20 protein-coding genes and 1 tRNA gene are annotated in these 19,903 nt (G+C 59.3%); 7 read left to right on the top strand and 14 right to left on the bottom strand.

The annotated features are described in order from the left end of the window. Window positions 1–4 precede the first annotated feature (4 nt). A complete protein-coding gene (accC, locus tag FHS89_RS03785; protein ID WP_184008691.1) occupies window positions 5–1,348 on the top strand; it encodes an acetyl-CoA carboxylase biotin carboxylase subunit in 1,344 nt (447 codons plus the stop codon). A 51-nt stretch (window positions 1,349–1,399) separates the two neighbouring features. Further along, the gene (aat, locus tag FHS89_RS03780) at window positions 1,400–2,053 is read left to right on the top strand and encodes a leucyl/phenylalanyl-tRNA--protein transferase (RefSeq protein ID WP_184008689.1); all 654 of its coding nucleotides are present in this window, start codon (window positions 1,400–1,402) and stop codon (window positions 2,051–2,053) included. Here the strand turns inward: aat and FHS89_RS03775 are convergent. The 5 genes from FHS89_RS03775 to FHS89_RS03755 form a co-directional block, all read right to left on the bottom strand. Then, window positions 1,978–2,442: a DUF2155 domain-containing protein gene (locus tag FHS89_RS03775; RefSeq protein ID WP_184008687.1), complete on the bottom strand. Its 465-nt coding sequence runs from the start codon at window positions 2,440–2,442 to the stop codon at window positions 1,978–1,980. The genes aat and FHS89_RS03775 overlap by 76 nt on opposite strands. Continuing rightward, the gene (mlaD, locus tag FHS89_RS03770; protein ID WP_184008685.1) at window positions 2,442–2,894 is read right to left on the bottom strand and encodes an outer membrane lipid asymmetry maintenance protein MlaD; all 453 of its coding nucleotides are present in this window, start codon (window positions 2,892–2,894) and stop codon (window positions 2,442–2,444) included. The genes FHS89_RS03775 and mlaD overlap by 1 nt, the downstream gene beginning before the upstream one ends. A gap of 6 nt (window positions 2,895–2,900) precedes the next feature. Continuing rightward, a complete protein-coding gene (locus FHS89_RS03765; protein ID WP_184008683.1) occupies window positions 2,901–3,281 on the bottom strand; it encodes an NADH:ubiquinone oxidoreductase subunit NDUFA12 in 381 nt (126 codons plus the stop codon). An 89-nt stretch (window positions 3,282–3,370) separates the two neighbouring features. Next, on the bottom strand, window positions 3,371–4,636 hold the full coding sequence (gene clpX, locus FHS89_RS03760) for an ATP-dependent Clp protease ATP-binding subunit ClpX (protein ID WP_184008681.1): 1,266 nt from the start codon (window positions 4,634–4,636) through the stop codon (window positions 3,371–3,373). 135 nt (window positions 4,637–4,771) lie between these two features. After that, window positions 4,772–5,392 (bottom strand): ATP-dependent Clp protease proteolytic subunit, encoded by a 621-nt coding sequence (locus FHS89_RS03755; RefSeq protein WP_184008679.1) that lies wholly within the window; start codon window positions 5,390–5,392, stop codon window positions 4,772–4,774. Window positions 5,393–5,606: 214 nt separating this feature from the next. On the opposite strand from FHS89_RS03755, the gene FHS89_RS03750 reads away from it, so the two are divergent. Continuing rightward, the gene (locus FHS89_RS03750) at window positions 5,607–6,053 is read left to right on the top strand and encodes a PaaI family thioesterase (RefSeq protein WP_184008677.1); all 447 of its coding nucleotides are present in this window, start codon (window positions 5,607–5,609) and stop codon (window positions 6,051–6,053) included. A 137-nt stretch (window positions 6,054–6,190) separates the two neighbouring features. On the opposite strand, the gene tig is transcribed toward FHS89_RS03750, so the two are convergent. Together tig and FHS89_RS03740 are read right to left on the bottom strand one after the other, a co-directional pair. After that, window positions 6,191–7,525, bottom strand: coding sequence for a trigger factor (tig, locus tag FHS89_RS03745; protein ID WP_184008675.1), 1,335 nt, complete (start codon window positions 7,523–7,525; stop codon window positions 6,191–6,193). Between the two features lie 157 nt (window positions 7,526–7,682). Next, window positions 7,683–7,767: transfer RNA gene (locus tag FHS89_RS03740), tRNA-Leu, on the bottom strand. 328 nt (window positions 7,768–8,095) lie between these two features. On the opposite strand from FHS89_RS03740, the gene FHS89_RS03735 reads away from it, so the two are divergent. Together FHS89_RS03735 and glnA are read left to right on the top strand one after the other, a co-directional pair. Further along, window positions 8,096–8,434: a P-II family nitrogen regulator gene (locus FHS89_RS03735; protein WP_184008673.1), complete on the top strand. Its 339-nt coding sequence runs from the start codon at window positions 8,096–8,098 to the stop codon at window positions 8,432–8,434. A 59-nt stretch (window positions 8,435–8,493) separates the two neighbouring features. Continuing rightward, window positions 8,494–9,903, top strand: coding sequence for a type I glutamate--ammonia ligase (gene glnA, locus FHS89_RS03730; RefSeq protein ID WP_184008671.1), 1,410 nt, complete (start codon window positions 8,494–8,496; stop codon window positions 9,901–9,903). A 54-nt stretch (window positions 9,904–9,957) separates the two neighbouring features. Here glnA and FHS89_RS03725 read toward each other — a convergent pair whose 3' ends face one another. Together FHS89_RS03725 and FHS89_RS03720 are read right to left on the bottom strand one after the other, a co-directional pair. Continuing rightward, window positions 9,958–10,815: a heme-dependent oxidative N-demethylase family protein gene (locus FHS89_RS03725; protein WP_184008669.1), complete on the bottom strand. Its 858-nt coding sequence runs from the start codon at window positions 10,813–10,815 to the stop codon at window positions 9,958–9,960. Window positions 10,816–10,823: 8 nt separating this feature from the next. After that, a complete protein-coding gene (locus tag FHS89_RS03720; protein WP_184008667.1) occupies window positions 10,824–11,006 on the bottom strand; it encodes a hypothetical protein in 183 nt (60 codons plus the stop codon). Window positions 11,007–11,228: 222 nt separating this feature from the next. Here FHS89_RS03720 and dddP point away from each other — a divergent pair, with 222 nt between their 5' ends. Then, window positions 11,229–12,554 carry a dimethylsulfonioproprionate lyase DddP gene (gene dddP, locus FHS89_RS03715; protein WP_184008665.1) on the top strand — a complete coding sequence of 442 codons (1,326 nt, stop codon included), beginning with the start codon at window positions 11,229–11,231 and terminating at the stop codon, window positions 12,552–12,554. Window positions 12,555–12,926: 372 nt separating this feature from the next. Here the strand turns inward: dddP and FHS89_RS03710 are convergent, their stop codons facing one another. The 3 genes from FHS89_RS03710 to FHS89_RS03700 form a co-directional block, all read right to left on the bottom strand. Further along, window positions 12,927–14,141, bottom strand: a complete 1,215-nt coding sequence (locus FHS89_RS03710) for a bifunctional alpha/beta hydrolase/OsmC family protein (RefSeq protein ID WP_184008663.1) — start codon at window positions 14,139–14,141, stop codon at window positions 12,927–12,929. Between the two features lie 201 nt (window positions 14,142–14,342). Next, window positions 14,343–14,864, bottom strand: a complete 522-nt coding sequence (locus tag FHS89_RS03705; protein WP_184008661.1) for a roadblock/LC7 domain-containing protein — start codon at window positions 14,862–14,864, stop codon at window positions 14,343–14,345. 1 nt (window position 14,865) lies between these two features. Continuing rightward, complete coding sequence (locus FHS89_RS03700) at window positions 14,866–15,231, bottom strand: hypothetical protein (protein ID WP_184008659.1); 366 nt, start codon at window positions 15,229–15,231, stop codon at window positions 14,866–14,868. A 271-nt stretch (window positions 15,232–15,502) separates the two neighbouring features. Between FHS89_RS03700 and parE the strand changes: the two genes are divergently transcribed. Next, window positions 15,503–17,479, top strand: a complete 1,977-nt coding sequence (gene parE, locus FHS89_RS03695; protein ID WP_184008657.1) for a DNA topoisomerase IV subunit B — start codon at window positions 15,503–15,505, stop codon at window positions 17,477–17,479. Here parE and FHS89_RS03690 read toward each other — a convergent pair. Beyond that, window positions 17,476–18,084, bottom strand: coding sequence for a hypothetical protein (locus FHS89_RS03690; RefSeq protein WP_184008655.1), 609 nt, complete (start codon window positions 18,082–18,084; stop codon window positions 17,476–17,478). The two genes, parE and FHS89_RS03690, sit on opposite strands and share 4 nt — an antisense overlap. Continuing rightward, window positions 18,084–19,880, bottom strand: a complete 1,797-nt coding sequence (locus FHS89_RS03685; RefSeq protein WP_184008653.1) for an ABC-F family ATP-binding cassette domain-containing protein — start codon at window positions 19,878–19,880, stop codon at window positions 18,084–18,086. Before FHS89_RS03685 ends, FHS89_RS03690 begins: the two co-directional genes overlap by 1 nt. Between the last annotated feature and the right edge of the window lie 23 nt (window positions 19,881–19,903).

The following is a 19,903-nucleotide window of genomic DNA, read 5'->3' as shown; positions in this document are numbered from 1 at the left end:
TCTGATGTTCGAGAAAATTCTGATCGCCAACCGGGGCGAGATTGCCCTTCGCATCCAACGCGCCTGTCGCGAGATGGGGATCAAGACGGTTGCCGTCCATTCCACCGCTGACAGTGACGCGATGCATGTGCGCATGGCCGATGAAAGCGTGTGCATCGGGCCCCCGTCGAGCACGGACAGCTATCTGTCGATCCCGTCCATCATCTCTGCCTGTGAGATTTCGGGGGCGGACGCGATCCATCCCGGCTATGGCTTTTTGAGCGAGAACGCGAATTTCAGCCAGATCATTGAAGATCACGGCCTGACATTCATTGGCCCTTCCGCCGAGCATATCAATGTGATGGGCGACAAAATCGCGGCCAAGGAAACGATGAAGGCGCTTGGCGTGCCCTGCGTCCCCGGCTCTGACGGCGGCGTCACCGATTTGGCGGAGGCCCGCCGTGTGGGTGAGGAGATCGGCTATCCCGTGATCGTCAAAGCGGCCGCTGGCGGCGGCGGGCGTGGCATGAAAGTGGCCCGCGACGCATCCGAAATGGACGTGGCTTTCCAATCCGCCCGGTCCGAGGCGAAGGCTGCGTTCGGCGATGATGCCGTCTATATCGAGAAATATCTTGAAAAACCGCGCCATATCGAGGTGCAGGTATTTGGCGACGGCAAAGGCAAAGCGGTGCATCTGGGGGAGCGGGATTGTTCGCTGCAACGGCGGCATCAGAAGGTGTTTGAGGAAGCCCCCTCCCCGGTGATTGACGCTGAAACGCGCGCGCGCATCGGCAAAACCTGTGCGGATGCCGTGGCTCGGATCAATTATATCGGTGCCGGCACCATCGAATTTCTGTTTGAAAACGGGGAATTCTATTTCATCGAGATGAACACCCGCCTTCAGGTGGAGCATCCGGTGACGGAAGCCATCTTTGGCGTCGATCTGGTGCGCGAGCAGATCCGTGTCGCGGCGGGGTTGCCCCTGTCATGGACCCAAGACGAGCTTGTGCCGCAGGGACATGCGATCGAATGTCGGATCAATGCCGAAGCGCTGCCGTCCTTCCGCCCCTCCCCTGGAAAGGTGACAATGTTCCACGCGCCCGGCGGGCTTGGCGTGCGGATGGATAGCGCGATCTATGCGGGCTATTCGATCCCCCCCTATTACGACAGCCTCATCGGAAAACTGATTGTGCATGGCCGCGACCGGCAAGAGGCGCTTGCGCGCCTGTCCCGCGCCTTGGACGAGGTTGTGGTTGAGGGCGTGGACACCACCCTACCCCTGTTTGCCGCTCTCCTTGAGGCAGAAGCCGTGCAGACCGGCAACTACACGATCCATTGGCTGGAAAACTGGCTCGACAGTCAGGGCTGACCCATGCGACGGGGCTGGACAGCCCGGCCCCGTCGATGACATCCTGCGGCCATGCCCCGCGACGATTTCTTTGAAATTACCCCATCATTGCTGCTGCAAGCCTATGCCAGCGGCGTGTTTCCCATGGCGGAACCGGATGACGACACTGTCCGTTGGATTGACCCGCTGGCGCGTGGGATCATCCCGCTGGACGGATTGCACATCTCCCGCAGTCTGAAGAAGCAAATCCTGCGCGGCGGATTTCGGGTGACGACGGATACATGCTTTGAGCAGGTCATGCGCGCCTGTGCGGATCGCGACGAAACTTGGATCAGCGAAGAACTGATCGCGGCCTATGTTGGCTTGCACCAGCGCGGCTATGCCCATTCCGTCGAAATCTGGGATGAGGATGGTGCGCTGATCGGGGGCCTTTATGGCGTGCGGATTGGTGCGGCGTTTTTTGGGGAAAGCATGTTTTCCCGCGCGCGCTCTGCCTCCCGGATCGCGCTTGTGTGGCTGGTCGCGCAACTCCGCACAAGGGGATTCACGCTTCTCGACACGCAATTTCTGACGGATCATCTGGTGAGCATGGGTGCCGTGGAGATCAGCCGCGCGGAATACCACGCCCACCTTTACCGCGCGTTGCGGCGTCACTCAGATTGGGGCGCGCTTTCCATCGCGGCAAGCTCGGCGGAAGTGATACAGCGCGCGACCCAGATGTCATAGCGCGGATGGTCCATCGCGCTCAGCGCGGGAGATGAGGCAATCATCCATCCCTGAAAATCGGGCGCATCATGCCGGATATCGCGCAAGGATAGCCACGCATAGGCGTCGGGCTTTTCCCCTTCGGCGGTCGCACGGCACCCTGCCACATGAATTTCGAGCCGCTCCCATTGGACCGTCTCACCGACGGGAGCCACGATATCGGCGGGCAGCGCCGTCATTTTATCGAGGCCGCGCAACAGGGCGATATCGCGATCTTCGAGGGCGATGTCGGGACGGATGGGAATGTCTGGCACAGGGTCGGGCAGCACCAATGGCTCAAGAGGCGTGGACGCGACCTGCGCCTGCGCCCCGCTGGCCAAAAGCGCCAGAATGAGCAACGCCTTGCGCATCACTCCCCGCCGACACTGCTGCCGAATTTGAGGATCAGGTCGATCAGGCTGACGGAACCTTGGGTGTTGATGATCTCATCCCCCGAAATCAGCATGAAATCCGACGCGCCGGGGGTGATCGCCACATAGTTTCCACCCAAGAGGCCATCGGATTCGATGCGCGCATCCGAATCTTCGGGCAATTCGATCTCGCTGTCGAGCGACAGGCGCGCCACGGCAAGGTAGGTCGTGGGATCAAGCTCCAACGCTTCAACCGTGCCCACTTTCACACCGGAGACACGCACATCCGTGCCCACGGACAGGCCATCCGCCTTGCGGAACTTGGCTTCCAATTCATAGCGGTCGCCACCGGCGGAGAGGTCCGCCGTTTCGGCCGCAAAAGCAATGAAGCCCGCCGCCGCAACCAGAACGATCGCGCCAATGACAGTTTCAGCAGCACTTCCTGCGGCCATGTCAGGTTACTCCGGTTGCCAGGCTTCGTAGTCGCCGCTGACGCTATTGCGCGACTGCGGCGTCAGGACAGAACCGGGCGGGCGCCATGCCAGCGGTGTGCCGGTCATGTTTTCCTTATGGTCCTTTTCCCAGGATTTGCGCGGCAAAGGCGCCTCCGTCGGCAATTCGTCAAATGTGTGGTGCAGCCAGCCATGCCATGCGGGCGACACGCGCGATGCTTCGCTATCCCCGTTATAGATCACCCAGCGGCGTGATTTATCCGCAGTTTGGTAGAAGATATTGCCCTGCTCATCCTCACCAACGCGTTCGCCCTTGCGCCATGTGTGCAGGCGGGTGCCCAGCGTTTGGCCATTCCACCACGTCAGAACTTGGCTGATGATACCCATCGTTCATATGCTCCCGAAATCGGATATTTCACCCGCTTATGCCCGAGTGTGGCTGCGGCGTCCAGTTGCCTGAGCGCCGCAGGAGGGCATTAAGATGCCGAAGCCGGCTCGTTCTTTTTCGACTCGGAATAGATCAGGAGAGGTTTCGCCTTCGCCGCGATGACTTCTTCATTCACCACGACCTCCTCAACCCCATCCAGACCAGGCAGATCGAACATCGTATCGAGCAGCACGTCTTCCATGATAGAGCGCAGACCGCGCGCGCCGGTTTTCCGCTCGATCGCCTTGCGGGCCACTTCCTTCAGCGCCTCATCGGTGAAGGTGAGCTGCGCATCCTCCATCTCAAACAGGCGCTGATACTGTTTGATGAGCGCGTTTTTCGGCTCGCTCAGGATCGTGACCAGCGCGTCCTCATCAAGGTCGGTCAGGGTCGCGATCACCGGCAAACGACCGACAAACTCGGGGATCAACCCGAATTTCAACAGGTCTTCCGGCTCAAGATCCATGAATGTCTCACCGATCGTGCGATCTTCATCCGAGCGGACATCGGCGCCAAAGCCCATCGCGGACCCCTTGCCCCGCTGCGCGATGATCTTATCAAGACCCGCGAAGGCACCACCACAGATGAACAGGATGTTTGTCGTATCGACCTGCAGGAATTCCTGCTGCGGATGCTTGCGCCCCCCCTGCGGCGGGACGGAGGCGACCGTGCCTTCCATGATCTTGAGGAGTGCCTGCTGCACGCCCTCCCCGCTCACATCACGGGTGATGGACGGGTTGTCGGATTTGCGGCTGATCTTGTCGACCTCGTCGATATAGACGATGCCACGCTGCGCGCGCTCCACGTTATACTCCGCAGATTGCAGCAGCTTGAGGATGATGTTCTCCACATCCTCACCAACATAGCCCGCTTCGGTCAGGGTCGTGGCATCGGCCATCGTGAACGGCACATCGAGGATGCGCGCCAATGTCTGCGCCAGCAACGTCTTGCCGCAGCCCGTCGGGCCAATCAGCATGATATTGGATTTCGCCAATTCCACATCGCCATTCTTTGACGCGTGGTTGAGACGTTTATAGTGGTTATGCACCGCAACAGACAAAACCCGTTTGGCCTGCATTTGCCCGATGACATAGTCATCCAGCACCGAGCAGATTTCCTGCGGTGTCGGCACACCATCGGTGGATTTCACCAGTCCCGATTTCGTCTCTTCCCGAATGATGTCCATGCAGAGGCTGACACATTCGTCACAGATAAAGACAGTCGGCCCGGCAATCAGCTTACGCACCTCATGCTGGCTCTTTCCGCAGAAAGAACAGTACAGGGTGTTCTTTGAATCGCCGCTATTCGTCGTCATTCAGGCTCTCCTGTCGTGGGGCGACGCATGGTTTCACACATCACCACGGTATTTGCCTATCGAACACTGCCATCACCCGGATGACAAGGCGTGAAACCGGATTTTTCCGTTAAGATTAATCCGGTTTCAAAATTGTTAATCCGCAGCGGCGGCGCGCACCTGAACGATCTCATCGATCAGACCCCAGGATTTCGCGTCCTCGGGGCTCATGAAATTGTCGCGCTCAAGGGCTGCTTCCACCGTGTCATAGTCCTGACCCGTGTGTTTAACGTAGATTTCGTTAAGGCGGCGTTTCAGGCTTTCGGTTTCGCGCGCATGGATCATGATATCCGTCGCCTGCCCCTGGAACCCACCGGATGGCTGATGCACCATCACGCGGCTATTGGGCAAGGAGGCCCGCATCCCCGGCTCCCCTGCCGCAAGCAGAAGCGACCCCATGGACGCCGCCTGCCCGACCACCAGCGTGGACACTTTCGGGCGGATATACTGCATCGTGTCATAGATCGACAGGCCCGATGTCACCACGCCACCGGGCGAGTTGATATACATCGAGATTTCTTTCTTCGGGTTCTCGGATTCGAGCCACAAAAGCTGCGCCACGATCAGCGTCGCCATCCCGTCATGCACCGGCCCGGACACGAAAATGATCCGCTCCTTCAACAGGCGGGAGAAAATGTCATAGGCCCGCTCCCCGCGCGCCGATTGCTCGACAACCATGGGAACGAGATTCATGTAAGTTTCAATCGGGTCTTTCATCACACATGCCTGCCAAATTTGGGAACGGGTTAAGGAACTGATCCATGCAAAGCGGGATACAGGATCAAAGGTTTCCAAAGGTGTAATGCGCCCATAGGGGGTCTGCAAGGGCACCCCCCGAAATCAGGTGACGTTGCGCCATCTGGGCAACGCAGGATTGCGCATCAAGTGACGTGCACGTCATATGGTCCAAACATCTTCAAGGAGCTGCCGCATGATCCCTCGCGCCATGATCAAATCCCACCTGAACAAGAACCTGCCCTTCGCGCAGCACGCTGGAATCACCCTCTCGGAACTGGGCGACGGCACCGGTGTCGCGGTGTTGCCTCAGTCAAAGACGAGCGTGAACCATATCGGCACACAACATGCAGGTGCACTCTTTACCGTGGGTGAAACCGCCTCTGGCGCGGCCCTTGCCGGGCTGTTTCCAACCAAAATCCTGTCCCTGCGCCCGGTCACGAAAGAGGCGCGCATTCAGTACCTGAAAATCGCGAAAGGCACGATCACGGCAACAGCCCATTGCGTCGGTGACCCGGACGATCTGCGCAAAAAGCTGAAAGAGGAAGGCCGCGCCGTATTCGACATCACAGTGTCCATGACCGATGAGGCTGGCGTTGAGGTCGCGACCCTCACCGTCACTTGGGACGTTCGAAAGTCCTAAGCGCGCCCCGGTTTCTTTTTTCCCAAAATACCTCCCGCCGGAGGCGCATCTTTCCGCCCGGCGGACCCTCTGGTGCAGATAGAAAACGGGCGGCCACATCGCTGGGCCGCCCGTTTATGTTTGCCTTTGGCTGAACCTTACTCTTCGTCGAGCGCTTCGATCGCTTTTTGCAGATCGTCCTTGCTGACGGATTTCTCGGTCACGTCCGCCTGCCCGATGATGTGATCGACGACCTTGTCCTCAAAGATCGGCGCGCGCATCTGCTGGAGCATCTGCTGGTTCTGGCGGATGAAGTCGAAGAACGCTTTTTCCTGCCCGGGATACTGCTGCGCCTGACGGAAAATCGCTTGATTCATTTCCTGATCGGTCACGACGATTTCGGCCTTGTTGCCAATCTCGGCCAGCAAAAGGCCAAGGCGCACACGGCGCTCGGCGAGCTTCATGTGCTCATCGGTCGCCTCGACCTCGGGGTGGTCATGGCCCTGCACATCCGGGTTTTCTTCGTGCCACAGTTGATGCGCGATCTGCTTGGCTTCCGCATCGACCATGGAGGGCGGCAGGTCGAATTTGACCTCCTCATCCAGCGCATCAAGCAGGCGACGCTTCAGAACCGCGCGGGACGCGCCGTCATACTCAGCCGCCAGACGCTCTTTCAACTGACCCTTGAGGGCTTCGAGATCTTCAGCACCGAATTTCTGCGCCAGCTCGTCGTCGATCTCCGCGGGTTCGGGGGCGGCGATTTCCTTGATGGTGCAGGTGAACACGGCTTCTTTGCCCGCCAGATGCTCCGCCTGGTAGGCTTCCGGGAAAGTCACCGTGATATCAACGGGCTCATCCGCGACCTTCACACCGACAAGCTGCTCTTCAAAGCCCGGAATGAACTGACCGGAGCCAAGGACGAGCGGGAAATCTTCTGCTGTGCCGCCTTCAAACGCTTCACCGTCAACCTTGCCCACGAAATCCATGGTGACCTGATCACCGTCTTTCGCCTTGGAGCCTTTGCGGCGGGCTTTGAAATTGTTGGCCTGACCGGCGAGGTTCTCCAGCGCTTCCTGCACCGCATCTTCTTCGATCTCGGCCACCAGCTTTTCGAGCTTGATCTTGGAGAAATCGGTTTCCGGCACGTCGGGCAGGCATTCATAGGTCACGGTGACCTGAACGTCGTCGCCCTCTTTCCATTCGTCATTGGTCATCTTGACGTCGGGCTGCATCGCCGGGCGGTTGCCGGTTTCCTCAAAATGGGTGCGCAGGGCGTCGTCGATGCCCTCTTGCATCGCTTCGCCAAGGACGGACTGGCCAAACATCTTTTTCATCAGGGCCATCGGGGTCTTGCCCTTACGGAAGCCCTTCATCTGGTAGTCTTTGCGGGCCGCTTCCAGCTTTTCATCCACCTTAGCCTCAAGCTCGCCTGCGGTCATGGTGATGTCGTAGCCGCGTTTCAGGCCTTCGTTCAGGGTCTCGTTTACCTGCATTTGTCTCTCTACCCTTTTGGTGGCGCGTCGTGCCGCGCGTGGTCTCATAGCTGCGCGTTACCGCGCGGTTCATTCATTGGGCGCAATAAGCGCAACGACGCGGCACTGCAAGCCGTAGAGGCCCGCATGCCGCGCAAATCCCGTTTCACCGATCCCGTGGTGCGGGCGGAGGGACTTGAACCCCCACGCCTTGCGGCACCAGAACCTAAATCTGGCGTGTCTACCAATTTCACCACGCCCGCACAGGATCGCTAAGCAGGTGCGCTCTACCAAATCACGACAGGGGTTGCGAGCGAAAAAGACGGGCTTTTGCAACAGAGCCGCGCGCGCACAGGCTGCACCGTGCAAGCGGCGTGGAATTGAGCCGATCACGCCCGCTCTTTCGGGATGTCGCGCCGCCCTATCCTTCACACTCCGCACAATCTTAGGGCATATTGCACATTTTTTGAGCAGAAACCCGAGAATCTCCGATCTGCCCTGCCCCGCATCCGGCCCTCTTATTGAAATGGCCCCCGGCGAGTGTTTCATCTGCGTGAAAAGCGGATCAACACAACGCCCAGGGTGGATAACATGAAAAAAATCGAAGCCATCATCAAACCCTTCAAACTCGATGAAGTGAAAGAAGCGCTTCAGGAGGTCGGTATTCAGGGCCTTTCCGTGATCGAGGCCAAAGGGTTTGGCCGCCAGAAGGGCCACACAGAACTTTATCGCGGCGCGGAATACGTTGTGGATTTTCTGCCAAAGGTGAAAATCGAAGTCGTGATTGACGATGCGCTTGTCGAGCCCGCGATCGAAGCCATCGTGGGTGCGGCAAAAACCGGCAAAATCGGGGATGGCAAAATCTTTGTCCTGCCCGTGGAGCAGGCGATCCGCATCCGCACCGGCGAAGAAGGCCCAGAGGCCCTCTGACCCCCGGTTGAAACACCCCTAAAGACAACAAAACAGACCCCCGACCAAAGGAGACTGCAATGAGTGCCAACAGTGACCTGCTTGCCATGATCAAGGAGAACGACGTCGAGTATGTCGATATCCGCTTCACCGATCCGCGTGGCAAACTGCAACATGTGACCGTGATGTCCGATCAGGTGGACGAAGACTTCCTTGAAGAAGGCTTCATGTTCGATGGCTCCTCCATCGCAGGCTGGAAAGCGATCAACAATTCCGACATGAAACTGATGGTCGACGCGGAAAGCGCGTATATCGACCCGTTCTATGCGGAAAAGACCGTCTGCGTGCATTGCTCCGTTGTGGAGCCGGACACCGGCGAAGCCTACACCCGTGACCCGCGCGGCACTGCTGAGAAGGCCGAAGCCTACCTCAAGTCCTCCGGCATCGGTGACGCGTTCTATGTCGGCCCCGAGGCGGAATTCTTCGTGTTCGACGATGTGCGCTACTCCACCACCATGAACAAGGTGGCGTTTGAGGTGGACGCGGCAGACGGCGCGTGGAACACCGACACCGAATACGAGATGGGCAACATGGGCCATCGTCCGGGCGTCAAGGGCGGCTACTTCCCCGTCAACCCCGTCGATCCGGCACAGGATCTGCGCTCTGAAATGCTCTCCACCATGAAGCGGATGGGCATGAAAGTGGACAAGCATCACCACGAAGTTGCGTCCAACCAGCACGAGCTTGGCCTGATTTTCGACACGCTGACCAAGCAGGGCGACAACCTGCAAAAGTACAAGTATGTGATCCACAACGTGGCACATGCCTATGGCAAATCCGCGACCTTCATGCCCAAGCCGATGGCTGGTGACAACGGCACCGGGATGCACGTGAACATGTCCATCTGGAAGGACGGCAAGCCGCTCTTCGCGGGTGACAAGTATGCAGACCTCTCCGATGAGGCGCTCTATTTCATCGGTGGTATCCTGAAGCACGCGAAAGCGCTCAACGCCTTCACCAACCCGTCCACCAACTCCTACAAGCGTCTGATCCCGGGCTTTGAAGCACCGGTTCTGCGCGCGTATTCCGCATCCAACCGCTCCGGTTGCGTGCGTATTCCGTGGACGGAAAGCCCGAAGGCAAAGCGTGTTGAAGCCCGCTTCCCCGATCCGTCCTCCAACCCCTATCTGTGCTTCTCCGCACTGCTGATGGCGGGCCTTGACGGTATCACCAACAAAATCCACCCCGGTGAGGCGAACGACAAGGATCTCTACGATCTGCCGCCCGAAGAGCTGGCGGAAATCCCGACCGTCTGCGCCTCCCTGCGCGAAGCGCTTGACGCGTTGCAGGCCGATCACGAATTCCTGCTCGCAGGCGACGTGTTCACGAAGGACCAGATCGACGCCTATTGCGACCTCAAGTGGGAAGAAGTGTATACCTATGAGCACACGCCGCACCCGATGGAGTACAAGCTCTACTACTCCTGCTGATCGCAGACAGACCTATGCGAAGGGCTCCCGTTTCGGGGGCCCTTTTGCGTTGGATCAGGCTCGTTCGGCCCGTACCCGCGCAATGGCCTGCGCTACCTCGTCACGGGATTTATACGCGGCCTCAACCGGCGGCAGAGCGGCCAATGCTTCTTCAAGGGAGCATAGGTCATCCTCGGACAAATGCCGCAGCGGCGTCATGTTCGTCTTGATGGAGAAAACCACCGCCTCGGTTTGCGGCAAACGGCGCAAGACTTGCCGTTCCGTCCGCAAATACACCTCCGCCTTCGGATCCCAAGCCTTGACCGCTTTCTCCCCTTCTCGCGCGGGCGTGTGCATCTCCGGCGAGGGGTAGAACAGCCAGTTCATCCGCCAAAGCGGCTGCTCCGCCCGCAGTGCATCGAAAAACCGTTGCACACGCGGGGCCAACCCTTCGGCATAGAATGGGACGGGGGCATGAATACGCAGCAAATCCCCGCCCAGCTTTTCAGAAAGCGTCCACTGCGAGGGAAAACACAGAACGCCCGCGGTGAGCGCATGATGCCCGCGCGCCCCTTCCAAAATCAGCAAATCCTCCGGCACCAGCCGCCCCAGTGAGACAAGCGGGCTGTCACGGTCTATCGCCACATCCACCCCATCGGGACGGCGAATGCTGGTCTTTCCCACGGTATATCCCGCATCACGCGACAGTGCTGTCACCACCGTATCGAGCAGTTCCAAGCAGGCCGCGCGGCTGTCGGGCATAGCCGCGATACAGCCCGGAGCCATCGTCACAAGGTGATCGCGCTGCGCCATATGCGCCGCGAAATCCGCGTCCCGCACCAGCCATTCGGCAATGGGCAGCGGGCGCATCCCCGGCGCGTCCTTCAGATAGGGATCACGCCACGGCAGAACGATCCGGTTGGTTTGCGTCATGGGAGACGTCAGGTAAGGTCCACATTGGGTGCGGTGGCACAATGAAGTTGGACCACATTGCCCTCCTCCCGACCCTGCCGCTCCGCGCCGAGGTCAATGATCTCATGCGCGAGGCTTAGGGCCTCTGCCCCAGCAATAAATCCATGCTTGAGCGCGCGGGCGCGTAAATCGCGGATATCAGACTGAAGCATCTCTGCTTCTTGGGACTGTCGTTCGCTGAAAGTCATCTTACCGTCGCCCAATGATTTATCTGTAAATCAAGATTGACGGATTTGAGAGACAAAGCAAGACACATCTGTAAACGCTTGCAAAATGCTATCAATCCCCCGTTTCCGACCCATGCAGGACGGTTTCGGACAAGATTGCCGCCCCTGCCCCTTCCCAGACTGATGCAAATAATGAGGAGATCGGGCATGAACCAACACTATTCCGACGCGCGCAAAATAACGCCGGGCCGCAAACCCGACGGCACCCCCGATGACAATGACCGGGTGGAGATCGGGCCGACACCGCTTGCCTTTGCCGAATGGGCCAAAGCTGGGCTGGACATCCCCAACCTTGCGGTGATGCGTCAGGCGCGGCTTGACCGGCTTGTGGCGATGCTGCACGCGCGCGACCTTGCCGGTATCTTGATGTTTGACCCGCTCAATATCCGCTACGCGTCCGACACCACGAATATGCAATTGTGGAACGCGCATAACCCGTTCCGCGCCTGTCTGGTGCTGGCGGATGGGCATATGATGATGTGGGATTTCAAAGGATGCGGCGATCTGTTGACCGCCCATAATCCGCTCGTGCGGGAAACGCGGAAAGGGACCGCATCTTTCTTCTACTTCTCCAACGGGGATCACACGCAACGGCGCGCGGTGGCTTTTGCCCATGAGATTGACGAAATTGTCCGCGCGCATTGCGGCACCAACCGCCGGCTCGCGATTGACAAGATCATGGTCCACGGGCTGCGCGCCTTTGAGGCCGTGGGTTTCGAGGTCCATGAAGGCGAGGAAGTGACCGAAAAAGCGCGCGCCGTGAAATCCCCTGAGGAGATCAAGGCGATGTATTGCGCGGTGCAGTCCTGCGAAGCGTCAATGGCTGTTATGGAGCGCGCGGTCGCGCCCGGCATGACGGAGGACGACATCTGGGCCGTACTCCACGCCGAAAACATCCGCCGGGGTGGCGAATGGATTGAGACGCGATTGCTGGCCTCTGGTCAGCGGACAAATCCCTGGTTTCAGGAATGTGGCCCAAGGGTGATGGCCGATGGCGATATCCTCGCCTTCGACACTGATCTGGTCGGGCCCTATGGCATGTGCACCGATATCTCCCGCACTTGGCTGGTCGGGGACGGAGCAGCAACGCCCCAGATGATCGACACCTACCGTATCGCGGTGGAGCATATTGAGACAAATACCGCGATGCTCGGCCCAGGTGTGGCGCTGCGGGAGTTGACTTTTGGCGGGCATATGCTGCCGGACCGGTTCGTGGCCCAGCGATATGGCGCGAAAATGCATGGCGTGGGGCTCTGTGACGAGTGGCCGCTTGTGACCTACCCGGAGGATTATGCAGAAGGCATGATGGACTATGTGCTGGAGCCGGGCATGATGATGTGCGTCGAGGTTTATCTGGGGGAGGTCGGCGGCCCGTGGGGGATCAAACTGGAGGATCAGGTGCTGATCACGGAGACCGGTTATGAACGGATGAACCGCTACCGCTGGGATCCGCGCCTGATGGGGGAAGTCTAAGCCCGCTCTGTTTCTTCATCCCAGCAAGGCGCTCCCGCCCGTCGTTCCGTCGCTGCGCTCCGTCCTCCCGTTTGGCCGGGCGCCGCGCCTGACGGCGCGGCGGTGCCTCCGGCGGGGTATATTTGAAGAAAGTGAATTGGCGTTTGCGTCAACAGAGCAGCCCCCGCGATTCGGCCGTGGGTCAAGGTCCGAGGAACGAGCGGCCTTGACGCGCGGGCGAATCGTAGCCTCACAATTGAGTAGGTGATTTGAGGAACACACCTGTTCCTCAAACGCCTCAGCGCAGTCTTAAACCGGCGCGCAGCGCCGGCCCGGCCCAAGGGCTTTTGATGCATCTTTGATGCAGCACAAGCGTGCGGGAGTGCCCGCCGATCAGGACAGTCGGGTTTTGACGTGGCTCTCCGTCTCCAGCGTGCGGTGGACCGGGCATTTATCGGCAATCTCCAACAATCGCGCCCGCTGATCGTCATCAAGCGGCCCGGTCAGCGTGATCACCCGGTCCCATTGGTCGATCTTGCCATTGGGCACCTCATCCTGCCCCAAATCGGTCAGATGGACTTTTCCATGGCTCACATCGACCTGAACATCCTCCAGCGGCCAGCCTTTATGGGCGGCATACATCCGCAAGGTCATCGAGGTGCAGGCCCCCAATCCAGCGCTGACCAGTTGATAGGGCGTAAGGCCAAGGTCCGTGCCGCCGACCGATGCAGGCTCATCGGCCAGCACATGTTTGTCGGACACCCGGATATCGTGCAAAAAGCCATCCGGCGATGCCGGGGTCACCCTCACGATGCCTTCCGGGGCACGGGCGGGGGCAGGTTCCTCCGTCAGGCCCAGATAGCGGCGCGACCAGCTTTCGATCACCTCAGCGGCATATTCCGCATCTGCCGGATTTGTCAGGAGGTGATCTGCATCATCCAGCGTCACGAAGCTCTTGGGATGTTTGGCGGCCACGAAAATCTCCGTCGCGTTCTCCACCCCGACATAGCTGTCGCGCGGCGCATGGAGCACCAGAAGCGCGCGGTGCAAGCCCGCGATGTGATCCTTCAGCGTCGCCTGCCGCACATCATCAAGGAAGGCACGGGTCATGTGGAACGGGCGTCCGCCAAGAGACACATCGGCCTCGCCTTCCGCTTCGATCACCTCAAGCGAGGTGCCGAAATTATGGAGAACATGCGCCGGGTCAGCAGGCGCACCAATGGTCACCACGGCCCGTACGCTCGGCATATCGCGCGCGGCGGCCAACACAGCAGCCCCGCCAAGCGAATGGCCGATCAGCAGGGACGGTGCCATGCCCTGCCCCTCCAGCGCCTTTGCGGCAAGCACCAAATCCTGAATGTTGGAGGTGAAATGCGTGTTACCAAACTCGCCCTTGGAATGGCCAAGCCCGGTGAAATCAAAGCGCAGCACGGCAATGCCAAGGGCGGCGAGCCGCCCCGCGATCCGCCGGGCAGCGGTGATATCCTTCCCGCAGGTGAAGCAATGGGCAAAGAGCGCAACCGCTTTTGGTTTTCCGACCGGCAAGTCCAGCCGCCCGGCAAGCGGCCCCGCATGGCCATCAAACGTGAATTTCTCGGTCTTGGTCATCGGGCGCTCCTTCGCAATCGCGTGTGATGGATAGAGGGGTAAGCATCACCAGCCCCGATCCAAAGGGCGCAATGAAACGCCTCGCGCGGACGTGACCCATATGGGGGTGAGATTACAGAATGAGCGCCTGACGCAATGGGTACAGCTCGCCGGAGGCGTTGCAAGCCAACCGTCAAAGGAGGGCTGACCGGGGACGGACGTTCAGTATTCGACGCCGCGATAGAGGCGCTTGGGCTTGGCGGCTGCGTCGCCCTCGGGCTTTGGGTCCGGGGTGGCCTCTTCCCGTGGCTCAGGGATCCGTCCATCGGCATCCGCACGCAGCGGCTCTGTTGCTCGGGGACGAGGTGCCGCTATCGGCGCGCCCTTGGCCAGATCCTGCTCCAGCCGCTTTGCAAAAATGTCGATCGCCACGCGCAGTTTTTCCAATCCTGCCCCAAGCACCGGTTCCGCCACGACAAGCAACAGCGCCCCGGATTTCAGTTGTTTTGCAAACAGGCCATGCACGTCCATTTCGACATAGACGCTGGCAAAATCTTCCTCACCGTCGAAGAGCAATTCGGACGCATCGAACATCTGGGACGCGAGATCCGCGATCGCCGCGAAATCCACGAATTCGTAATTGCCATCGGCATGGGCCACCGCATCGTCGCCCGATACGACGCCCGCGGCCACGATCTTGTCATTGTGATCGCAAAGTTTCTGAAGGGATTGCAACACCGACATCTCAGAACCGCCCCGCTATCTTTTTCGACCGTTCATAAACAACGACCACATTAGCGTTGACCATCGAAATGCCCGATACGTCATACTTAGCACCGCGCATCATGACGATGGGCAGAGAATCCTCCTCCCCCAGATGCTTTGCGATGTTGGACGCGCTATCGACCACGTTGGAGAAAATCGTGCTGATGCCGGGCCAGGCATCGCATTCCAGCAGTGGCTCGCCATTCTTGTCGACCACTTCGATTGCCGCGATATTGGGGCTGGATTGAAGCCGTTTGACTTCCGCCCGTTCTGCATCTGACAGGATAGAAAGCCCATCATCGCCCAAATCTGTCGCGTTCGTGTCGTGAATGGAAGTGAGTGTCATCGCCCTGTCCCTACCTTTCAAATCAACGTAGTTGAATACAACAAGTGAACAAGTCAAATTCATTGTTTTGCAAGGGTTTGAGCCTGTTTTCCACGGCGTGAGACCCGCTCAGGATGAGCAGGCAACTAAACGCACCCGCTAAGCGGGAAGATGCCTTTTTATTGAGCAAAACGCCCTCTTGCCCGTCACGCGCCACACCAGTGATTGCCGCCACCCGCAACATCTGGTCTATACTGAATTCACACTCTCAACATCAAGGAACGCCCGCCCCATGGCCAATGACCTGTTCAAAGAGGATGCCGCCTCAGACGCGTATGACAGTTCATCCATCGTCGTGCTCGAAGGGTTGGAGCCAGTGCGCAAACGCCCCGGCATGTATATCGGCGGCACTGATGAGCGCGCGCTGCATCACCTTGTGGCGGAGGTCATCGACAACTCCATGGATGAGGCCGTCGCGGGCCACGCCACCCGGATCGAGATGGAGGTGCATGGCAATGGGTCGATCACCATTCGCGACAATGGGCGCGGCATTCCGATTGATCCCCACCCCAAATTCCCCGGCAAATCCACGCTCGAAGTCATCCTCTGCACGCTCCATGCCGGGGGTAAATTCGAGGGCAAGGCCTATCAAACCTCGGGCGGTCTGCACGGAGTGGGTATCTCTGTCGTAAACGCCCTCTCGGACGATCTGGTCGTGGAGGTTGCCCGCAACCGGCAGCTTTACCGTCAGACCTTCAGCCGTGGCATCCCGCAAGGCCCGCTGGAGGAGGCCGGTCAGGCCCCGAACCGGCGCGGCACCTCCGTCACCTTCCACCCGGATGCGGAGATTTTCGGGAAATCGGCCAAGTTCCGCCCTGCCCGCCTCTATAAAATGGCGCGATCCAAGGCGTATCTCTTCTCCGGCGTGGAAATCCGCTGGAAATGCGCGGCCGAGCTGATCAGCGATGAGACACCCGCCGAGGCCACGTTCAAATTCCCCGGCGGTCTGGCCGATTACCTCAAGGAAACACTTGAGGGCACGATGACTTACGCCGAGCAACCCTTTGCCGGGAAGGTCAACTTTTCCGAACGCTTCGGCCCCGATACCGTCGGGTCCGTCGAATGGGCGATCCATTGGACCCCGATGCGCGACGGCACCCTTTCGAGCTATTGCAACACCGTCCCGACACCCGAGGGCGGCACGCATGAGGCCGGGTTCTGGGCTGCGATCCTCAAGGGCGTGCGGGCCTATGGCGAGCTTGCCAACAACAAAAAGGCCGCCGCGATCAGCCGGGAGGATCTCGTCTCGGGCGGGGTCGCCATGATCTCCGTCTTTATCCGGGAGCCGGAATTCGTCGGCCAAACCAAGGACCGACTTGCCACCACGGAGGCGCATAAGCTGGTCGAAGCGGCGGTGCGCGACAGGTTCGACACTTGGCTTGCCGCTGACCCGAAATCCGCGGGCGCGATCCTCGATTTCCTGATCCTGCGCTCTGAGGAACGCCTGCGCCGCCGCGCGGAAAAGGAAACCGCCCGCAAATCCGCGACCAAGAAACTGCGCCTGCCGGGCAAGCTGGTCGATTGCTCCACCAACACCCGCGACGGGACGGAGATTTTCCTCGTGGAGGGCGACAGCGCCGGTGGCTCCGCAAAAATGGCGCGGGACCGCAAGACGCAGGCCCTCCTGCCCCTGCGCGGCAAAATCCTCAATGTGATGGGCGCGGCATCGTCTAAACTCACCACGAACCAGGAGATTTCGGACCTGTGCCAAGCCCTTGGCGTGCAGCTTGGCACGAAATTCCGGCTTGATGATCTGCGCTATGAGAAGGTCATCATCATGACCGACGCGGATGTGGACGGGGCGCATATCGCGGCCCTTTTGATGACGTTTTTCTACACGCAGATGCGGCCCATGGTGGATGCGGGGCACCTTTATATGGCAGCACCACCGCTTTATCGGCTGAAACAGGGGGCGAAATCGGTCTATGCGCGGGACGACGCGGAAAAAGACCGCCTGCTGGCCGCCGGCCTCGGTGGGCGCGGGCAGATCGACATCAGCCGGTTCAAGGGGCTGGGGGAGATGGACGCCAAAGACCTGAAAGAAACCACGATGGACCCGTCCAAACGCACCCTGATCCGCATTCGGTTGGATGACGAATCGCCGGGAGAAACCGCCAGCCTCGTCGAACAACTGATGGGCAAGAAGCCGGAATTACGCTTCCAGTATATTCAGGAGAATGCTAAGTTTGTGGAGGATGTGGATGTTTAGGTCAACAAAACACGAAATATCGCAATTATAAATATTCCGATGCTTCCTGTCGATAAAAGATATTCGCTTGGAAGCGCGTATGCGGAAATTCGACTTCGAGAAAGATATTTATGCTTTGCAAGATGATATCTGTAACGATCTAATTCGCTATCAGATGGCTTTACTTGGGCTCTAACAACTCGCTCTACATCCATATCTTCCAACCTGAAAGCACCCGGAACAGGAAACAGAAATGTATCAACGAGGTTCCCTATATAGCCTGAGCTCGGATGGTTGATGTATGTTACAGATTCTTGTTGAACTTTCATTAGTGTATCACCGGCCGCAGCCGTAATTACAGCTGCTAATCTCTTATTTCGAAGGTTAAATCTTAGACCAATATGAAAAATGAGCCAAGTAACTGTGAATAAAGAAATCATATAAAAATCATTCAACTCTTGAATGTCTGGCGGCCAACTACCAAGAATATAGAAACCTACAAAAAAAGCACCTTCCAAACCAATTATACTAAGGCAAACATTCTCCTTATGGTTGTGGTAACTCCCGTAGAAGTTCATCATATGTCGACTAAATTCGGAACTTTCTTGTATCCGCGTATCTTGCATCACCCATTCACCTCCAACCACTCCTCCTCAACCTCCGTCAACCGCTCCTGACGCTCAAGTAATCCCGCCGTGGCCTTCTCGAACTTCGCGGGGGCCTTGGCGAAGAGGTCAGGGTCGGCCAGAAACGCCTCCAGTTTGGCGATCTCCGCCGTCAGGCGTTCCATTTCGTCCTCCAGTGCTTTGACCTTCACCGGGTTCACCTTGGGCGCCTCGGCCACCGGGGCGGCTGTTTTCGGCGCGGACCCAGATTTGCCCCGGGCCCTCTGCCCGCCCCGCGCGTAGCCTACCTCCCCGCGCTGCACGAGCATATCAGACCAGCCGCCAGCATAGGCCGTCGCACTCCCATCCCCCGGCATCAGGATCGTCGTCGCCGCCGTCCGGTCCAGAAAATCGCGGTCGTGGCTGACCAAAATCACCGTCCCGTCATAGTCGCCCACCAACTCCTGCAACAGATCCAGCGTTTCCACATCCAGATCATTGGTCGGCTCGTCAAGGATCAACAGGTTGCTTTCCCGCGCCATCAGCCGGGCGAGCAACAGCCGCGCTTTCTCCCCCCCGCTCAAGGCCCCGACCGGGCCACGGGCCTGCGCGTCCGTGAACAGGAAATCCTTGAGATAGCCCACCACATGCCGGGGCGCACCACGCACCATGATCTGATCGTTGCGGCCCGAGACGCCAAGCTCCGCATCCCCCGTCAACGTCTCCCACAGGGATTTCGCCGGATCGAGTGCCGAGCGTGTCTGGTCAAACACCACCGGCATGAGGTTCGTGCCAAGCCGGATGGTGCCGGTGTCGCTGTCCTCCTGCCCGAGCAGCAGTTTCAGGAGCGTCGTCTTGCCCGCCCCGTTCGGCCCCACCAGCGCCAGCCGGTCGCCCCGCGCCACGCGGAGGGAGAAGTCCCGCAGGATCACCTTATCGCCGTAAGCCTTTGAAATGCCTTTGGCCTCAACGACCAATTTGCCCGATTTCGGCCCGCCCTCAAAGTCCAGCGCCGCCGTGCCCTGCCGCCGGATCTGCGCGGAGCGTTCCTCCCGCAGGCCTTGCAACCGCCGCACCCGGCCCTGATTGCGCTTGCGCCGGGCCGAAATGCCCTCGACCGCCCAACGCGCCTCATCCTTGATCAGGCGGTTGAGTTTGTGGCGCTGCATGTCCTCCTCTTCCCAAACCTGATCGCGCCATTCCTCGAAATTCTCAAACCCCTTGTCCATCCGCCGCATGACAGAGCGATCCAGCCACAGGACAGACCGCGCCAGCGCACGCAAAAACGCCCGGTCGTGGGAGATCAGGACAAACGCGGCCTTCGTTTGTTTCAGATGATCCTCCAGCCACGCAATCGCCTCGATATCAAGGTGGTTCGTCGGCTCGTCGAGCAGCATGAGGTCCGGCTCCGACGCCAAGAGCCGCGCCAGCGCCGCGCGCCGCCGCTCCCCGCCAGAGGCCAACGCGGGGTCAGCATCGGCGGCCAGCTTCAGCCCCTCCATCACCATATCGACCTTATACTGCTCCGCCGGATCAAGCCCCGCGGACGCAAAATCGCCCAATGTCGCAAAGCCCGCGAAATCCGGGTCTTGCTCCATGTAGGCGACCGTGTTGCCGGGGCGCAGGAATCGCTCCCCCTCATCCGGGTCGACAAGGCCCGCTGCGATTTTCATCAGCGTCGACTTGCCGGAGCCATTGCGCCCCACAAGACAAAGCCGGTCGCCCGGATGCACCGCAAAGGAGGTGCCGGAGAAGATGGGATTGCCGCCAAAGGTCAGCGCAATCTCGGAAAGGGTCAAAAGAGGTGGTTGTGCCATGGCGCTCATGTCGCGCGCCAATG

The sequence above is a fragment of the Rubricella aquisinus genome (assembly GCF_014199445.1).
GTDB lineage: Bacteria > Pseudomonadota > Alphaproteobacteria > Rhodobacterales > Rhodobacteraceae > Rubricella > Rubricella aquisinus.
The sequence above is the reverse complement of the archived record's forward strand: the minus strand, read 5'-3'. Positions and strand labels throughout refer to the sequence as shown.